General features: G+C 47.9%; 15 protein-coding genes. 10 read left to right on the top strand and 5 right to left on the bottom strand.

Annotated features, from left to right (window positions below):
* Positions 1–80: 80 nt before the first annotated feature.
* Positions 81–293: a hypothetical protein gene (locus tag EDI29_RS17995; protein WP_133169879.1), complete on the bottom strand. Its 213-nt coding sequence runs from the start codon at positions 291–293 to the stop codon at positions 81–83.
* On the opposite strand from EDI29_RS17995, the gene lepA reads away from it, so the two are divergent.
* The 7 genes from lepA (at position 285) to acpS (ending at position 6879) form a co-directional block, all read left to right on the top strand.
* Positions 285–2084, top strand: coding sequence for a translation elongation factor 4 (gene lepA / locus EDI29_RS17990; protein WP_040032504.1), 1800 nt, complete (start codon positions 285–287; stop codon positions 2082–2084). The genes EDI29_RS17995 and lepA overlap by 9 nt on opposite strands.
* 16 nt (positions 2085–2100) lie before the next feature.
* A complete protein-coding gene (gene lepB / locus EDI29_RS17985; protein WP_137741995.1) occupies positions 2101–3066 on the top strand; it encodes a signal peptidase I in 966 nt (321 codons plus the stop codon).
* A gap of 288 nt (positions 3067–3354) precedes the next feature.
* Positions 3355–4035 carry a ribonuclease III gene (gene rnc / locus EDI29_RS17980; protein ID WP_012822897.1) on the top strand — a complete coding sequence of 227 codons (681 nt, stop codon included), beginning with the start codon at positions 3355–3357 and terminating at the stop codon, positions 4033–4035.
* Entirely contained in the window at positions 4032–4937 is a 906-nt protein-coding gene (gene era, locus EDI29_RS17975; RefSeq protein ID WP_107170771.1) for a GTPase Era, read from the top strand. Before rnc ends, era begins: the two co-directional genes overlap by 4 nt.
* 12 nt (positions 4938–4949) lie before the next feature.
* Positions 4950–5687: a DNA repair protein RecO gene (recO, locus tag EDI29_RS17970; protein WP_137741994.1), complete on the top strand. Its 738-nt coding sequence runs from the start codon at positions 4950–4952 to the stop codon at positions 5685–5687.
* Positions 5688–5767: 80 nt separating this feature from the next.
* Complete coding sequence (pdxJ, locus tag EDI29_RS17965) at positions 5768–6499, top strand: pyridoxine 5'-phosphate synthase (protein ID WP_137741993.1); 732 nt, start codon at positions 5768–5770, stop codon at positions 6497–6499.
* Positions 6499–6879 (top strand): holo-ACP synthase, encoded by a 381-nt coding sequence (acpS, locus tag EDI29_RS17960; protein WP_107170768.1) that lies wholly within the window; start codon positions 6499–6501, stop codon positions 6877–6879. Before pdxJ ends, acpS begins: the two co-directional genes overlap by 1 nt.
* Before the next feature lie 17 nt (positions 6880–6896).
* Here acpS and EDI29_RS17955 read toward each other — a convergent pair whose 3' ends face one another.
* Complete coding sequence (locus EDI29_RS17955; protein ID WP_039293116.1) at positions 6897–7157, bottom strand: YfhL family 4Fe-4S dicluster ferredoxin; 261 nt, start codon at positions 7155–7157, stop codon at positions 6897–6899.
* Positions 7158–7627: 470 nt separating this feature from the next.
* Between EDI29_RS17955 and pdeH the strand changes: the two genes are divergently transcribed.
* Together pdeH and EDI29_RS17945 are read left to right on the top strand one after the other, a co-directional pair.
* Positions 7628–8419 (top strand): cyclic-guanylate-specific phosphodiesterase, encoded by a 792-nt coding sequence (pdeH, locus tag EDI29_RS17950; RefSeq protein ID WP_137741992.1) that lies wholly within the window; start codon positions 7628–7630, stop codon positions 8417–8419.
* A gap of 787 nt (positions 8420–9206) precedes the next feature.
* Complete coding sequence (locus tag EDI29_RS17945; RefSeq protein WP_107170767.1) at positions 9207–10721, top strand: sensor domain-containing protein; 1515 nt, start codon at positions 9207–9209, stop codon at positions 10719–10721.
* 166 nt (positions 10722–10887) lie between these two features.
* On the opposite strand, the gene EDI29_RS17940 is transcribed toward EDI29_RS17945, so the two are convergent.
* The 3 genes from EDI29_RS17940 to EDI29_RS17930 all read right to left on the bottom strand — a co-directional run bounded on the left by EDI29_RS17940 (position 10888) and on the right by EDI29_RS17930 (position 15884).
* A complete protein-coding gene (locus EDI29_RS17940) occupies positions 10888–12249 on the bottom strand; it encodes an HlyD family type I secretion periplasmic adaptor subunit (RefSeq protein WP_137741991.1) in 1362 nt (453 codons plus the stop codon).
* Entirely contained in the window at positions 12236–14452 is a 2217-nt protein-coding gene (locus tag EDI29_RS17935; protein ID WP_137741990.1) for a type I secretion system permease/ATPase, read from the bottom strand. The genes EDI29_RS17940 and EDI29_RS17935 overlap by 14 nt, the downstream gene beginning before the upstream one ends.
* 79 nt (positions 14453–14531) lie before the next feature.
* Entirely contained in the window at positions 14532–15884 is a 1353-nt protein-coding gene (locus EDI29_RS17930; RefSeq protein WP_137741989.1) for a TolC family outer membrane protein, read from the bottom strand.
* A 388-nt stretch (positions 15885–16272) separates the two neighbouring features.
* Between EDI29_RS17930 and EDI29_RS17925 the strand changes: the two genes are divergently transcribed.
* Positions 16273–17535: retention module-containing protein (locus tag EDI29_RS17925; protein WP_241664969.1), on the top strand; the 1263-nt coding region annotated here is incomplete at its 3' end.

Genomic DNA, 17535 nt, shown 5'->3' with positions numbered 1-17535 from the left:
GGCGCAAAGGGCGTGTGGTGCGGAAACCGTGTTCACTTTCTTGCTATCTTTCGACACGCTGTTTGCCACGTAATGACACTTTACTTCCTGCTTTCCTCTTGTTGTTCTGCTATTCCAAATAAAACCGTCATAATCAAGGGGAATGCACCGGACATGACTAGGTTTTCACGCTTCCCGCATGTAGAATGCTGCGATTCAGGTGGAATAACATCGCTGCTGTTTTCACCTATGCGCATGCCCATCGGCAAGAATTTCAGGAATATCAAGGTAGAAAAATTTTTATAATGAAGCATATACGAAATTTCTCCATTATTGCCCATATCGACCACGGTAAATCGACGTTATCTGACCGTATTATCCAGATTTGCGGCGGTTTAACCGAGCGTGAAATGGCTGCGCAGGTTCTGGATTCGATGGATCTGGAACGTGAACGCGGAATCACGATTAAAGCGCAAAGCGTCACGCTGGATTATAAAGCGCAGGACGGCCAAACCTACCAGTTAAACTTCATTGATACGCCCGGGCACGTTGACTTCTCTTATGAAGTTTCTCGCTCGCTCGCTGCCTGTGAAGGCGCGCTGCTTGTTGTTGATGCCGGGCAAGGTGTTGAAGCTCAAACGCTGGCTAACTGCTATACCGCGTTGGATATGAATCTGGAAGTGGTACCGGTTCTTAACAAGATCGACCTGCCTGCCGCTGACCCCGATCGTGTTGCTCAAGAAATTGAAGACATTGTTGGTATTGATGCCACCGACGCTGTGCGCTGCTCTGCAAAAACAGGGATTGGCGTGCCGGATGTTCTGGATCGTCTGGTGCGTGATATTCCGCCGCCGGAAGGTAGCCCTGATGCACCGTTGCAGGCGTTGATTATCGACTCCTGGTTTGATAACTACCTTGGCGTTGTGTCATTGGTTCGTATCAAAAATGGCACGATGCGTAAAGGCGACAAAATTAAGGTAATGAGTACGGGGCAGGTGTATAACGCCGACCGTCTCGGCATTTTCACACCGAAGCAGATCGACCGCGATGTATTGAACTGCGGCGAAGTAGGTTGGTTGGTGTGCGCCATCAAAGATATTTTGGGGGCGCCTGTCGGGGATACCCTTACGCTGGCGCGTCAGCCGGCTGAAAAAGCGTTGCCGGGTTTCAAGAAAGTCAAACCGCAGGTCTATGCTGGTCTATTCCCGATCAGTTCCGACGACTATGAAGCATTCCGTGATGCGTTAGGCAAGCTGAGCCTCAATGATGCCTCCCTGTTCTATGAACCGGAAAGTTCGACGGCGCTGGGCTTTGGCTTCCGCTGTGGCTTCCTGGGGCTGCTGCACATGGAGATCATTCAGGAGCGTCTGGAGCGTGAGTACGATCTGGAATTGATCACCACGGCACCGACGGTCGTGTATGAAGTAGAAACGACGGCGAAAGAAACCATTTATGTCGATAGTCCGTCTAAACTGCCGCCATTGAATAATATTCAGGAACTGCGCGAGCCGATTGCCGAGTGCCACATGCTGATGCCTCAGGAGTATTTGGGCAACGTGATTACGCTTTGTATTGAGAAGCGCGGCGTGCAGACGAACATGGTGTATCACGGCAATCAGGTTGCGTTAACCTATGAAATCCCGATGGCCGAAGTAGTGCTCGATTTCTTTGACCGCCTGAAGTCCACCTCTCGTGGTTATGCATCACTGGATTACGGCTTCAAACGTTTTCAGGCATCAGATATGGTGCGCGTTGATGTATTAATCAACAACGAACGTGTCGATGCATTGGCCCTGATTACTCACCGTGATAATTCACAATATCGTGGCCGTGAGTTCGTCGAAAAGATGAAAGAATTGATTCCACGTCAGCAGTTTGATATTGCGATTCAGGCCGCGATTGGTAACCACATTATTGCGCGCTCTACGGTTAAGCAATTGCGTAAAAACGTACTGGCCAAGTGTTATGGTGGTGACGTCAGCCGTAAGAAGAAACTGTTGCAGAAACAGAAAGACGGTAAGAAGCGTATGAAGCAGGTCGGTAATGTCGAACTGCCACAAGAAGCGTTTCTGGCAATTCTGCACGTCGGCAAGGACAGTAAATAAATTCTGAGGAGTTGGCATGGCCAATATGTTTGCCGTAATTTTGGCATTGGTGACGCTGGTCACGGGGATTGTCTGGTGTTTAGAGCGCTTCGTTTGGGCTCCGGCTCGCCGGAAAAAATTTGTCGCCATGAGCGGTGCCGATCTGGCTGATGGTGCGGTTTCGTCGAAAGCCGTTCCACAACCCGGCTGGATCGAAACCATCGCGTCCGTATTCCCGGTAGTGGCACTGGTATTGGTTGTGCGCTCCTTTATTTATGAGCCGTTTCAGATTCCATCCGGTTCGATGATGCCGACGCTGTTGATCGGTGATTTTATTCTGGTGGAGAAATTTGCCTATGGCATTAAAGAACCCTTCACGCAAAAAACGCTGATCGAAACGGGACACCCGAAGCGCGGTGATGTGGTGGTGTTTAAATATCCGTCCGACCCTAAGGTAGATTTCATCAAGCGCGTGGTTGGCGTGCCGGGCGATCGCGTCAGCTATAACCCAATAACTAAGCAGGTAACGATTCGTCCATCCTGTCAGGGGCAGCAGGCGTGTGATACAGCACTGGCGGTTACATACAGCCATGTGCAGCCTAGCGATTTTGTTCAGACTTTTAACCAGCCTGGTGGTGAATCGCGTGGCGGTTTCTATCAGGTGCCTGCCAATGACAACAGTATAGATGGCGTTCGCATGGGCGCGCGCAAAGAGTCATTAGGCAATGTCACGCATAATATTTTGCTAGTACCCGGCCAGCAGGATCAGCTTGGTGGTTATTATCAGCAATCGCAACAGCAACTTGCTACATGGGTTGTTCCGGCAGGACACTACTTCATGATGGGTGATAACCGCGATAACAGTCTGGATAGTCGCTATTGGGGCTTCGTACCGGAGAGAAATCTGGTCGGTAAAGCGACTGCTATCTGGATGAGCTTTGAGAAGCAGGAAGGTGAATGGCCTACTGGCGTACGTTTGAGTCGCATCGGTGGCATTCATTAATCCAAAGTAAGCATTACTGAAATAAGATACAGGCAGCATTCTAATGCTGTCCGTTGTAGAATATTTCTGAAATACTTTTTGAAAGAACGTGCCCTAAATAATGCGAATTGCAGGGCAAAACGTTATCGTTTGAACATCGCTAACGTGCATGCAACGCGAAGTATGACGGGCAGAAAGGCAGGCTCCCTCATGGGAGCCAATGCAAACGAAACAGTTTTGACCGAATTGGTAAGCAGGGCTGTTCCGTATGCTGCTGTTTTTGACGCATCGTTGATCTATTGGTAACACATGAATCCCATCCTGATAAATCGTTTACAAAGAAAGCTGGGCTATACTTTTCAGCAGTACGAGCTTTTGTTACAGGCGTTGACACATCGCAGTGCCAGCAGCAAACATAATGAAAGACTCGAGTTTCTGGGTGACTCCATCCTGAGTTTTGTGATCGCTAATGCGCTGTATCATCGTTTTCCTAAGGTTGATGAGGGAGACATGAGCCGGATGCGAGCCACTCTGGTGCGGGGTAATACCCTGGCGGAAATCGCGCGTGAATTCGAGCTGGGAGAGTGCTTGCGCCTCGGCCCCGGTGAATTAAAAAGCGGTGGTTTCCGTCGTGAATCGATATTAGCTGATACGGTCGAAGCCCTGATTGGCGGCATTTTTCTCGACAGTGACATCCTGAATATCGAACGTTTGATCTTGAATTGGTATCAAACGCGCCTGGATGAAATCAGTCCCGGTGATAAGCAAAAAGATCCGAAAACGCGGTTGCAGGAGTTTCTGCAAGGGCGTCATCTACCTCTACCCACCTATCTGGTGGTACAGGTTCGTGGGGAAGCACACGATCAGGAGTTTACTATCCACTGTCAGGTGAGCGGCTTTAGCGAGTCGGTCATTGGTACAGGATCGAGCCGTCGTAAAGCCGAACAGGCTGCGGCTGAACAAGCGTTGAAAAAACTGGAGCTTGAATGAGCGAAGTACAGACACACTGCGGTTTTATCGCGATTGTTGGTCGACCAAACGTCGGTAAATCGACGTTATTGAATCAATTGCTGGGGCAGAAGATTTCCATTACGTCACGTAAGCCCCAGACGACGCGGCACCGCATCATGGGTATTCACACCGAAGGGCCTTATCAGGCGATCTATGTGGATACGCCGGGATTGCACATTGAAGAAAAACGGGCGATTAACCGCCTGATGAACCGTGCCGCCAGCAGCTCAATTGGTGACGTTGAGCTGATCATTTTCGTTGTTGAAGGGACACACTGGAACGACGACGATGACATGGTGTTGAATAAGCTGCGCGATCAGAAACTTCCCGTGCTGTTGGCGATCAATAAAGTCGATAACGTCACGGATAAGACTAAGCTGCTGCCGCATATCCAGTTCCTCAGTCAACAGATGGACTTTCTTGATGTCGTCCCAATCTCCGCGGAGAAGGGCACGAATGTTGATACGATTGCCAGTATTGTGCGTAAGCACTTACCGCAGGCAACGCACCACTTCCCGGAAGATTACATCACCGATCGTTCACAGCGTTTCATGGCATCGGAAATTATCCGTGAGAAATTGATGCGCTTCCTGGGGGAAGAGTTGCCGTATTCCGTGACGGTCGAAATTGAGCGTTTTGTGACTAACGAGCGTGGTGGTTATGACATCAATGGCCTGATTCTGGTTGAGCGTGAAGGCCAGAAGAAGATGGTCATTGGCAACAAGGGTGCCAAAATTAAAACCATTGGTATCGAGTCTCGTCAGGATATGGAAGAGATGTTCGAGGCTAAAGTACACCTTGAGCTGTGGGTCAAAGTGAAATCCGGCTGGGCAGATGACGAACGTGCCCTGCGTAGCCTGGGTTATAGCGAAGACTTGTAAGGGTTCACGCCGATGGAAGGCTGGCAGCGCGCATTTGTCTTGCATGGGCGACCTTATAGTGAAACCAGCTTATTGCTGGATCTGTTTAGCGAAAGCGATGGCCGAGTTCGTGTGCTTGCCAAAGGCGCGCGAGCTCGCCGCTCTAACCTGAAAGGTTGCTTACAGCCTTTCACTCCGCTGTTGGTGCGCTGGAGTGGTCGGGGAGAAGTGAAAACGTTACGCAGTGCGGAGCCTGTCTCGCTGGCGCTACCACTGACTGGTTCGATGCTGTATAGCGGTTTATATGTTAACGAGCTGCTGTCTCGTGTGCTGGAACATGAAACTAATTATTCCGCTCTTTTCTTCGATTATCTCCACTGCTTACAACACCTTGCTGCACAGGATGCCTCTCCAGAACCGGCATTAAGACGCTTTGAATTAGCGTTACTGGGCTATCTGGGATACGGCGTTGATTTCCTGCATTGTGCTGGTAGCGGTGAGCCCGTGGCCGATACCATGACCTATCAGTATCGAGAAGAAAGGGGATTTATTGCCAGCCTGGTTGTCGATAATAAAAGCTTTACCGGACACGAGTTACGCTCGTTGGCATCGCGTGAATTTCCAGATACTGGAACACTAAAGGCAGCAAAGCGTTTCACCCGTATCGCGTTAAAGCCGTATCTGGGGGGAAAACCGTTGAAAAGTCGTGAACTGTTTCGACAGTTCGTTCCTGCTGCTAATGTGTCCAAATCCACCTCTTCTGATAAATAATCCCTTCTCCTCAGTACCCCGACGCTGTGACATCGGTGTAAACTCCAACGTATCGTGCATGACTTTATCGAGGATTTATCATGGCTGAACTGTTACTTGGCGTTAACATCGATCACATTGCGACACTGCGTAATGCGCGTGGAACGGCGTATCCCGACCCCGTTCAGGCTGCTTTTGTTGCGGAGCAGGCTGGCGCGGATGGCATTACGGTACACTTGCGTGAAGATCGTCGTCATATTACGGATCGTGATGTGCGGATACTGAGAGAGACGCTCCAAACCCGTATGAATCTGGAAATGGCTGTCACGGAAGAAATGTTGGATATCGCCTGTGAAGTGAAGCCGCATTTTTGCTGCCTGGTGCCGGAAAAACGCCAGGAAGTGACAACCGAAGGCGGGCTGGATGTCGCGGGGCAGCAGGAAAAAATTGATAACGCAGTAGCCAAACTTAGCCAGGCTAACATATTGGTTTCGCTATTTATTGATGCGGATAAACGGCAAATTGATGCCGCCGTTGCCAGCGGTGCGCCTTATATCGAAATTCATACGGGAGCCTATGCCGATGCACCCGATGATGAAGCTCGTCAGCATGAATTTGAGCGGATTCGCGATGCGGCGACTTACGCCGCTGCGAAAGGGCTTAAAGTCAATGCTGGTCATGGTTTGACCTACCATAACGTTCTGCCTATCGCCGCGCTGCCGGAAATGCACGAATTAAATATCGGGCATGCCATTATCGGACGCGCAGTAATGAGCGGTCTGAAGGAGGCGGTTGCCGAAATGAAGAGTCTGATGCGGGAAGCACGCCGCTAATGGCGATTCTTGGGCTTGGCACCGATATTGTCGAAATCGCCCGTATTGATGCTGTTATTGAACGTTCAGGCGAGCGATTGGCTCGCCGTGTTCTGACGGATGCTGAATGGGCACATTATCAGCAGCATCAGCAGCCAGTCCGTTTCCTTGCCAAGCGTTTTGCCGTGAAAGAAGCAGCTGCAAAAGCTTTCGGTACGGGAATTCGCAACGGACTCGCGTTCAACCAGTTTGAAGTTTTTAATGACGAGCTGGGCAAACCTTGTCTGCGATTTTTTGCTAAGGCGGCAGAGTTGGCGGAACAGATAGGTGTAAGACACGTACATGTAACGTTGGCTGACGAAAGACGCTATGCCTGTGCGACGGTGATTATCGAAAGCTGACACTCGCGACTGGATGCTCAAATCCTGTCGGCGTGGTGCATGAGCACATATTTTTCCCACAGTTGCTCATTACCTTCAACATGGTTTGGATCTTTGACAATTGTATTGTCGATTGGACAAACTTTCTGACATGTAGGTGTGTCGTAGTGACCAACGCACTCCGTGCAGAGCGTGGTATCAATTTCATAAATGTCCATGCCCATGGAGATGGCCTGATTAGGACACTCGGGTTCACACATGTCACAGTTGATGCATTTATGGGTGATGAGTAACGCCATGATGTTCTTCTACCTTATAAATAAGGCGCAGATTATACCCGTTGGCGCTCGTTTAGACACGCGTAACTATGGTTGATGGGTAATATACTGCCGAACCGGCCTCTGTTGTCTCTGACGTGCTTTCTCCCGCGGCTATTTTCTGCGGCTTTCATGTGTTTTCGCAGGTCTTCAGCATGCGACCTATTGACTATATAAATAGTGAGGTTACAGGGTAAAATTACCATCTGTTCGTTAAATTGGTTTTATGTGTATGCATTAGACTGCATAAATCAGCCAGTATGACTGTGTTTATTGGGTTTTAATTTATTGATTTACAATTTAAATAAATTTAGTTGTGATATTGAACCACTTATTTTTGTAATATCGATGGACATCGATTTAATCGGTATTGCCGATTAAGTTTGCATCTTGAGAGTCGATGCCGGTGCATGCCCATATGATATAATTTTATAACTAATAGTGTCAGTTTAATGGCGGAACTCATAGTGCAGCAGGAAGGTCATCTTAATCAGTTTGGAACTGGATTTTTCCAACAGGGAAGCGTGGAGCCGTTAGACGCTGATTACTGGCAACAATGTCAACGGCGGTATACTTTTCAGCCCATTTATCGAACATCTGGTAAATTAATGGCTATTGAGTTACTGACTTCCGTTTTTTCTCCTACCCTGCCGCAAAAGTTCATCTCTCCTGAAAAATACTTCGCAAATATTGATGTTAATACCCGCCTGTTAATTATTGTAGAACAACTGCAACTTTTGTCTCAATGGAGTTTTCGATTTACTCGCGACGATCTTTTTGCCTCTGTCAACATTGATGGCATGACGTTATTGGCGTTGCAAAATAATCTGGAAGCCAAACGCCTGATCGCGGAAATGCCGTGGATTCGTTTTGAAATGGTTGAAAATCAGGGGGGATTGCCGAAAGAAGTATTAACCAAACTCCCTGAGGCACAAACGTTATGGTTGGATGATTTTGGTTGCGGCATGGCGAATTTTTCATCATTGATGCTGGCTCAATATGATTGCATCAAAGTTGCGCGTGAGCTCTTTATTCTCTTACAACAAAGCGGTGAAGGGCGCACTGTCTTTCCTGCGTTGATCGCGTTGCTATCACGCTTTTGCAATTATGTGGTGATTGAAGGGATCGAAACACGAGAGGAGTGGGCGATTGTTCAGGCTTCGCATGCTTATGCTGCTCAGGGCTACTATCTTTCACGTCCCCAGCCATTTGAGAATTTTGAGATGTTGAAGCTCGAACTATAGGTGGTAACCTGTTGTTTGGGATATCACTTTGATCATTAGAATACTGCTATACATCTCGTCGCTTTTCTTCTTCCGTATCAACTCATTATGTTTTCTAATGCTTCATGGTTGTGTGAAAATTCGCCACTCCGATAACCTTACCTCTCATTTCACTTCATGAAATAAAATGCTATCTTTGTTTTATTTTTGTTATTTAATTCTTATTTTATTTGTTATAACAGTGTTTAGTTTCAATAAACTAAAAGGAAGAGGTGTCGCAAATTTTGCATCAAATTATGACATATATCATCAGGCATTTGCGTTAATGATTTTATTTTTTTCTTTTAATTATTTGATTTTTAATGATAAAAAAATATAATGTTTACTGTTAACGATCAAAAATCATTTTGTGATAGATTTTATTGATTAAAACAATGATACTTATTGGTATAATTGATTTGCTTACAAAAAATTGACGTTCAAAATATATCTCCATATACCTTTAGGAATATTCTTTTATTCCATTAGAAAAGCTTATAACCCGAACAATTACTACTATTAAATTAAGATACTCTTTTGAATTTGCTGTTTTTATCTGCGCACAGTCATATGCGAGGGCTTTATGCTGACGTTGCTATGTTTCTAAATACTCCTGCTTCATGGAGCGTTTTTTCTTTCATCCTTTCTGCTCTCTGGAAATTCACCGATCCCGAAAATCGGCGGGGTAGGGGTTTGTTGCCGGGATTTTTCGCCATCTGCGTTGTGATGTGTACGATCAGGACCACTCGGGCCTGAGGAGAGTGTTATTGTGTATGAAATTATAATAACCTTACTGTTAATGCTGTTATTGTTTTCTTCTGTGAAAAATAGAAAAATTAAACAAAAGTTTAAAACGGAACAGAAAAAACAAGATTTTCTCAACATGACATTTTTTGCAATGGAATATAGCCCTGCCTCAATTATGATCGCAGATGAAAATTGTGAAATTATTTACGTAAATCGTCAGTTTATTACCATGTCTGGCTATATGCCGGATGAAGTTATTGGCAAAAAAACGAATATATTAAACTCTGGCATGACCAACGCCAGCGTCTATGAAGATCTGTGGGCTACCATAAATAAAGGTAATGTTTGGAGTGGTGAGTTTGTTAACCGACGCAAAGATGGGCAACTGTATTGGGAAAAGGCCAATATCGTTAAAATATATAATAAAGCGAGTAACACGACTCAATATGTCGGCATTAAGTTAGATATCACGGAGCGGAAATCGCAGGAACATCACGATAATTCATACAATCGTGCGCTGGAACTGTTATCAAGCGGTGCACCGCTGAAAGATATTCTGGATGCGATCATTTTCAGCGTTGAGGAAAAAAATCCTGGCCGCATTGTTTGCTCTGTACTGTTAGTCGATAAAGACAAGAAATGTCTGACGCTTGGATCTGCACCAAGTCTGCCTGGTTTCTATAAAAATGCCATTCATAATGTAAAAATTGCTGATGGCGTGGCTTCTTTTGGTACGGCAGCTTATACCGGAAAGCGCGTAGTTGCTGACGATATTTCAGTTCATCCACACTGGTCCTTATATAAAGGGCTGGCATTATACGCTGGGCTGCGCTCCTGCTGGTCTGAACCTATCATTGGCCAGAACAAAGAAATATTAGGTGTTTTAAGCGTTTACCATCGTAAAGTCTATGCGCCGACCGAGGAAGAAATTTTCTCTATAGAGAAATCTGCACAGCTGATTGCGATCGCTATAGAGCGATACCATGCCATCGATATGCTGCGGCGGAGTGAGGAACACTATCGGCAACTGGCGCATTATGACTCATTAACGTCATTGGCTAACGGCCTGACGTTTGCCGAACAAATGGAACAGGCGATTCTGTTATCTAAGCAAACTGGCAGAAAAATCGCGCTGATGTTCCTCGATCTCGATAAATTTAAACAGATAAACGATTCGTTCGGACATGCTGTTGGCGATTTGCTATTAAAAGAAGCCGCGGCGCGTATGCGTGGCGCGGTTCGTGATTCAGATACGGTGTATCGCCGTAGCGGTGATGAGTTTATTATTCTGCTTCAGGGTATTAAAGAGATTGATAATACGCTTTATGTTGCCGATAAAATCCATAATGCCTTGAACAAACCTTTTGAGATCAATGGTAAAACGCTGGATATATCATGCAGTATCGGTATTGCATTATACCCAGAGCACGGCTCCGACTCTCTGACGTTAGCAATTAATGCCGATTCCGCCATGTATCAGGCTAAAGCGATGGGACGGAGCCAAACACAGATTTATCACAGTATGAATGAGCATTGATTAGTGGAATATACTCGTCATACTTCAAGTTGCATGTGCGTTGGCTGCGCTCACTCACCCGAATCACTTACTTGAGTAAGCTCATCGGGACTCCTTCTCTTGCCGCCTACCTGAAACTCGAATTATTTAGAGTAGAGATAAAAGGCGCATGTTGAGCGCCTTTTTATTATCTTTCTCGCAGTGCTTCTGCTTTTGCCCGAATGATTGGTTTTAACAAATAACTGAGGATCGTTTTCTTTCCCGTTATTATATCTACCGAGGCCACCATGCCGGGAATGATAAGAAGCGGCTTATCGGCTGAGCCTAAATAATTTTTATCCGTCCGCAAACGAATAATATAAAAGCTGTTCCCTTCTTTATCGGTTACCGTGTCTGGGCTGATTTGTTCCAACTGACCTTTTAAACCGCCATAGATGGTGTAGTCATAGGCCGTCAACTTTATTATGGCATCCTGACCAGGGTGTAAAAAGGCAATATCCTGAGGGCGAACTTTAGCTTCCACCAGTAGTTTGTCATCTAGTGGAACAATTTCCACCAGATCGCTACCTGGCTGAATCACCCCCCCGATGGTATTTACTAGAACCTGCTGCACAATACCGCGAACGGGGGAGACGACCAACGTTCGGTTTACTCTGTCTTCCAGTGCTTTACCCGTAGCTTCAATTTTATTCAGATTGGTTTGTGCTTCACTGAGCTGAGATAACGCCTCGCTTTTATAACGACTGCGGGTTTCTTCTATTTTATTCTCGATCTCTTTAATTGCAGATTCTGCTCGGGGAATTGCGAGTTTGACAGAGTCGAGCTGACCACGGGTTTCGACTTCAGCACGACGTAGGCGCAAAACTTCTACTTTAGAAATTGCGCCTTCTGCAATCAACGGTTCCGACATTTTAATTTCTTGCTGAAGCAGACCCAGACTATTGCGGAATTGAATCTCCTTGGCAGAAAAATCCCGCAGTTCTTGGCGACGTTGGATCAACTGCTCTTCCAGACCGGATACTTCATTATGAAGCTGCTGGCGACGGCTGTTATAAAGTTCTTGTTCTCCTGCTGCAATTTTAGGCGCTTGCGTCGTTATTTCTTCGGCAAGCATGAGCTCCCTATCGCTGATTTCGGCGTTCAGGCGCTCAACGCGTGACAGCAGTGCAAGCCGGTCAGCTTCGGTTTCTCCTACATTGGAAGCAAAACGAGTATCATCAAGGCGTAGCAAAGGATCGCCAGCATTGACGACCTGACCTTCACGAATGAATACTTCCGTGACGATTCCGCCTTCCAGATTCTGAATTTTTTGCAAGCGAGAAGAAGGGATTGCTTTACCCTCGCCTCGGGTGACTTCATCAATATTCGCCAGCCCAGCCCACAAAATAAAGAACAGGAGAAAAGCTCCGATAGCCCACAGCGTGAAGCGAATAGAACGGGGTGAATCCTCAGCCATTGCCCGGCTCACTTCTGGCATCGTTTGCAGGTTTTCTTCATCTCCACCAGCAAAATACCGTTTGATTCGTTTGATATATTTACCGAGACGCATTGATCTGCCCCTTCTTCAACGCATCCATCACGATCGCTTTCGGCCCATCCGCAATAATTTTGCCTTTATCGACAATCACTAAACGATCGACCAGCGCCAGCATGGAAACCCGATGGGTAACCAGCAACAGCGTTTTTTCCGCAATAACGGGGGCGAGAGCTTGTTTTAACCGATCTTCGCTGGTGTTATCCATCGAACTTGTGGGTTCATCAAGCACCAGAATTGGAGGGTCAAGCAATAGCGCTCTGGCTATCGCGACAGCCTGGCGCTGCCCGCCGGAGAGTTGTTGGCCTCGTTCACCGACCTGAAGGTTATAGCCATCGGGGTGCAGGCGTGCAAACTCGTTTACCCCTGAGATTTCAGCGGCTCTTAGCATGGCTTCATCTTCAACATAGCGCGCGCCGCTAATGAGGTTATTGCGCAGCGAACCACTGAACAATTGAATATCCTGCGGGACATAGCCGATATTGTGGCGTAAATCGCTGACATCCAACTGGCGGGCATCAACACCGTCGATCAGAATATTACCCGTGTTGGGCTGATAGAGGTTCACGATCAGCTTTTGCAATGAGCTTTTTCCTGAGCCGCTGCGGCCAATTACACCCACTTTCTCACCGGGAGCGATAGTCAGACTGATGTTTTGCAGTGAACTGGTTTTTTGTTCTGGGTAGTTGAACGTCACATCGCGAAATTCGATCCCACCTCGGATACTCTCGCGCTTCAGCGGATGTTCGTTATCGCTACGTTCTTGCGGTAGTTGCATCATCTGTTCGGTGGTTTGCATCGTCAAACGCGCCTGCTGATAACGGCTGACCAGCCCAGACAGTTGACCTAACGGCATAAGCGCTCTGCCGTTCAGCATGTAACAGGCAATCAGCCCACCCATGCTGAGTTTACCGTTAATTAGCATATAGACGCCGACGACGATCATGGCCACGCCAGCAAATTGCTGGAACCACTGCGTCAGGTTCACCGCCAGTGAAGACAACGCTTTCGCTCGCATTTCCAGCTTACTCAGACTGCCAATCGTCTGTTCCCACTGGTGCTGCCGTTCGCTTTCTGCATTGTTGACCTTGATCGCATCCAGGCAGCTTAGCGTTTCGATCAGTGTTGCCTGCCGTTCACTGGCAAGATGCATCGTTTTTTCAATCGTGGCAGACAACGGTTTTTGCATCGCCCAGCTCGCCAGCAGGGCGATAGGGTAGGCCAGTATGGAAACCCAGACCAGCGGACCGCCGATGATGCCAATGACCAGCAGCAGAAGCAGCGTAAAGGGAAAATCGATCAGCGTCGTCAGCGTCAGCGAGGACAAGAAATCTCTGAGCGACTGAAATTCATGAATATTTTGCGCAAAACTACCGACTCGTGGTGGCCGAGCCTTCATCGACATTCCAGTAATGCGCTCAAATAACGTGGCTGAAATAATCAGATCGGTTTTTTTGCCCGCCATATCGAGGCAAATGCCGCGTAGCGTTTTGAGAATTAAATCGAAAACAAAAGCACCAGTCACGCCGATTGCCAGCACCCATAATGTCGCCGTTGCCTGATTAGGTACAACTCGGTCATAGACATTCATCACGAACAGCGGCGTGGCAAGTGCGATAATGTTCACCAGCAAACTGGCAAGGATGGCATCCAGATAGAGCGAGCGTGAAAGCTTAAGCGTATCTCTAAACCAGGATTTGGTATGAGGGATCAGTGACGGATTTTGCAAATCGAACTGATGGCGGGGCTGGGCGAACATCACTAAGCCAAGGTAATTCTGTTGTAGCATATTATGCTCAACTGAAATTTCTCCGCCTTCGGTTTCACTGGGCATCAGACGTGCGCTGCCGTCGGCGTTCCACCCTAACAGAATCGCCGCTCCCCCTTCCCGTAGCAGCAACATTGCGGGAAGTGACATCTCAGAAATTTTATTCAGGGAACGTTTGAGAACGCGCCCTTGCAACCCTGCACGAGCTGCGGCTCTTGGGAGCAATTTTACGGATAATCGCTGGTTAGCTAAAGGCAAGCCAGCGGTAAGTGTGGTACGGCTGACGGATTTCCCCTGTAAGGCACAGAGGATCAGCAAACTATCCAATAACGGGTCGTCATGACGGCTGCGAGGGTCACTATTTTCATGGACAATGGGTTCATGAACGGTAGACTCATGGGCGACCGATTCATCAGAACCCTTCGTCTCTTGTACTGAATGCAACTTCATTTAACTGAACGTTCCCTTACACAACGCAATTCCCTCGCATATAAACCATAATTTATTGCTGGCTGACTAATGAAATATATTAATTAAGGCTTGGCAACTCTGCGTGGGTTGTCACGTTTGTCAAACTGACACCTGCATCAGGCGTTGGGATCGCTAAACGATTCAATAACTCTCCCATACGCGATGTGATTCGGTATTCGGTATAAAGGGCGATGAAGCGAACCTCGACCAGGCGTCTCTGTGCGGTGAACAGTTCGTTTTCACTATCCAGCAAGTCCAATAACGTTCTTTCTCCCAGACCAAATTGCTTCTGATAGGCGGTACGTACTTTCATACTGCGGTCAGCGTATTCGGCGGCAATCGGAACCTGTTGACGTGAGTTGTTTAGCGCTGACCAGGCTAGCTTCAGTTCTTCATTCAACAAGCGGAGGGCATTATTTCGAACATCCTGTGCTTCTTTTACCTGATAGGCTTTAGATTCCATGCTGGCCTTGCTACTGCCGCCTTCATACAGGTTGTAGCGCATCCGCAGCATCGCCTGCCACTCATTGTTTTGGCCGCGCGTCCCATCAACGTTATTATTCATTGTGCGAGAGAGTTCAACGTTGAGGCGTGGATAAAAGGTTGATTTTGATGTTTCATACTGCTGCTGAGTGGCTTCAATATCCGATTCTGCGGATTTTAGTGCCGGGCTATTTGCCAACATGATGCGTTGTGCTTCCTCCAAAGAGGGGGGCAGTTTTATCGCGGACGCATCGGGCATAACCAAATTTTCAGGCACTTTTCCTACAATACTCATGTAGTTGATTTTGGCATCGTCCAGATTGGTTTTTTCTGTCAGCGCGTTGTTGCGTGCTTGTGCTAAACGGGCTTCAGCCTGATCAAGGTCGGCCAATCTCCCAACGCCTTGCTCGCTGCGCAGCCTTATTTGATCGTAAATGCGCTCATGGCTTGCAAGATTGGCTTCTGCCAGGCGGACGAATTCTTGGCGTTGCAGTACATTGAGGTACACCTGAACGGTATCTAATGCCGTTGCTTCACTGGTATTCAACACTCTATAGGCGCGTGAATTGACGGTGGCACGTTGTCTGCCAACTTCACTCGAGGTGGCAAAACCATCAAATACCGTCTGATTCAGAGCGATACTTGATTCCTGGCGACTGAGCTCCGTGCGTTTATTGGTGCTGGCACGTGTTGAGGGACTATCGGTTTCCTCACGGCCAACGCCAGCATTCAGCGTAATGGAGGGGAGATATCCGCCTTTTGCCGCACGTAAGTCGTGTTCGGCGGAAAACCGGCTATTAATGGATGCGCTCACTTCGGGGTGTGTGTAGAGCGAGCTTTTTATTGCTTCCTGGATCGTCTCGGCATACGTCGCTGTGGAAAAAAGGGTAATAAAGGGTAATAAAACAAAACGGTATCTACGCATCATCAGCAGTTTTCCTTCACAAAAACTTTATTTGTGATTATTCCTATTAAAGTGTTTGAGTGTTATATAAACCCTTAACGAATTTATTTTCTTTATTTCTTTAATATCAGTGTGTTAATTCTATCGCAAAAGGCATATTGAGAGAAAGAAATAAGACTTACCCTAAATGAGTAAAGTTCTGGAAAGAATATTCTGAATTTTTTATTATATCGTTCATCGAGTCAAGCGTTTGACGCATAACGGCAGCATTATCGTAGCGTTTTTTTTAAAAAATGTCAGGACGACACACAGCAAATCAACCCTATCAGGATGATAGTCAAAATCTATAGCTGCAATATCGCAATATCATAAAAATAATTATAGATATCAAGGAGAAAGTATTTTGAACGGTGTGATTGGTGTTATTAAATTCGTTATTGGGCAAGTTTTTGTTGTCGCGCTTGATGGGAGTCAGAGACTGTTAGTCGCTGGCGATCGCGTTTACAGTGGTGAAGAAGTGATGACCGGTGCTAACGGCGCGGTTTCAATCACATTACCTGATGGTAAGACACTGGATCTGGGGCGCGATAGCCACTGGAGCGATGTAAGTAACGCATCCTCTCAGAAAAATGTAGATGTTGCCAATGATGTCGCAGCTATACAAGATGCTATTGCTCAGGGCGCTGACCCAACGCAAGTGCTAGAGGCAGCCGCCGCCGGTAATGATGACACTGGCGAAGCCGGTGATGGCGGTGGCGGGCATTTCAATTCAACGGTGGTACTGGATTTAACGGCTGATGTCGTGACAGCCCCGATTGGTTATGATACTGCGGGCATATTGTTTACCGATAGAGCCTCATCTGTTCTGGATGGTGTCGATTCATCTACGTTGCTTACTGCCACTGCTGCGACCACTGCGGAAGGCAATAGTGCGCCGGTGACGGCAGACCAGTCGATCGCCACCGATGAAGACACGCCGGTCAGCGGCACCATTGTGGCGACCGACGTGGACGGCGACACCCTGAGTTATACCGTCGGCACCCCGCCGGCCAACGGCACGCTGACGTTAAATGGGGTGACCGGGCAGTACACCTATACGCCGGGCGCCAACTTTAATGGCAATGACCGCTTTATTATCACTGTCTCAGACGGCAACGGCGGGACCACCACCAGCACCGTCAGCATTGGCGTGCGCCCGGTCAACGACGCGCCAGTGACGGCCGACCAGTCGATTGCCACCGATGAAGATACGCCGGTCAGCGGCACCATCGTAGCGACTGATGTGGACGGCGACACCCTGAGTTATACCGTCGGCACCCCGCCGGCCAACGGCACCCTGACGCTGGACGGCAGCACCGGCGCGTATACCTATACGCCGGGCGCCAACTTTAACGGCAATGACCGCTTTATTATCACGGTGTCGGACGGTAACGGTGGCACCACCACCAGCACGGTGAGTATCGGCGTGCGGCCGGTCAACGACGCGCCGGTGACGGCAGACCAGTCGATCGCCACCGATGAAGATACGCCGGTCAGCGGCACCATCGTAGCCAGCGACGTGGACGGCGATACGCTGAGTTATACGGTGAGCACGCAACCGGCCAACGGCACCCTGACGCTGGATGGCAGCACCGGGCAGTACACCTATACGCCGGGCGCCAACTTTAACGGCAAC

The sequence above is a fragment of the Pectobacterium polonicum genome, from assembly GCF_005497185.1.
GTDB lineage: Bacteria > Pseudomonadota > Gammaproteobacteria > Enterobacterales > Enterobacteriaceae > Pectobacterium > Pectobacterium polonicum.
The sequence above is the reverse complement of the archived record's forward strand: the minus strand, read 5'-3'. Positions and strand labels throughout refer to the sequence as shown.

Coding starts and splice junctions, on each gene's coding strand:
- pdxJ (WP_137741993.1), top strand. CDS start 5,768: ATGGCTGAACTGTTACTTGGCGTTAACATCGATCACATTGCGACACTG.
- rnc (WP_012822897.1), top strand. CDS start 3,355: ATGAATCCCATCCTGATAAATCGTTTACAAAGAAAGCTGGGCTATACT.
- lepA (WP_040032504.1), top strand. CDS start 285: ATGAAGCATATACGAAATTTCTCCATTATTGCCCATATCGACCACGGT.
- era (WP_107170771.1), top strand. CDS start 4,032: ATGAGCGAAGTACAGACACACTGCGGTTTTATCGCGATTGTTGGTCGA.
- EDI29_RS17955 (WP_039293116.1), bottom strand. CDS start 7,157: ATGGCGTTACTCATCACCCATAAATGCATCAACTGTGACATGTGTGAA.
- EDI29_RS17935 (WP_137741990.1), bottom strand. CDS start 14,452: ATGAAGTTGCATTCAGTACAAGAGACGAAGGGTTCTGATGAATCGGTC.
- acpS (WP_107170768.1), top strand. CDS start 6,499: ATGGCGATTCTTGGGCTTGGCACCGATATTGTCGAAATCGCCCGTATT.
- EDI29_RS17930 (WP_137741989.1), bottom strand. CDS start 15,884: ATGATGCGTAGATACCGTTTTGTTTTATTACCCTTTATTACCCTTTTT.
- lepB (WP_137741995.1), top strand. CDS start 2,101: ATGGCCAATATGTTTGCCGTAATTTTGGCATTGGTGACGCTGGTCACG.
- pdeH (WP_137741992.1), top strand. CDS start 7,628: ATGGCGGAACTCATAGTGCAGCAGGAAGGTCATCTTAATCAGTTTGGA.
- EDI29_RS17995 (WP_133169879.1), bottom strand. CDS start 293: ATGCTTCATTATAAAAATTTTTCTACCTTGATATTCCTGAAATTCTTG.
- EDI29_RS17940 (WP_137741991.1), bottom strand. CDS start 12,249: ATGCGTCTCGGTAAATATATCAAACGAATCAAACGGTATTTTGCTGGT.
- recO (WP_137741994.1), top strand. CDS start 4,950: ATGGAAGGCTGGCAGCGCGCATTTGTCTTGCATGGGCGACCTTATAGT.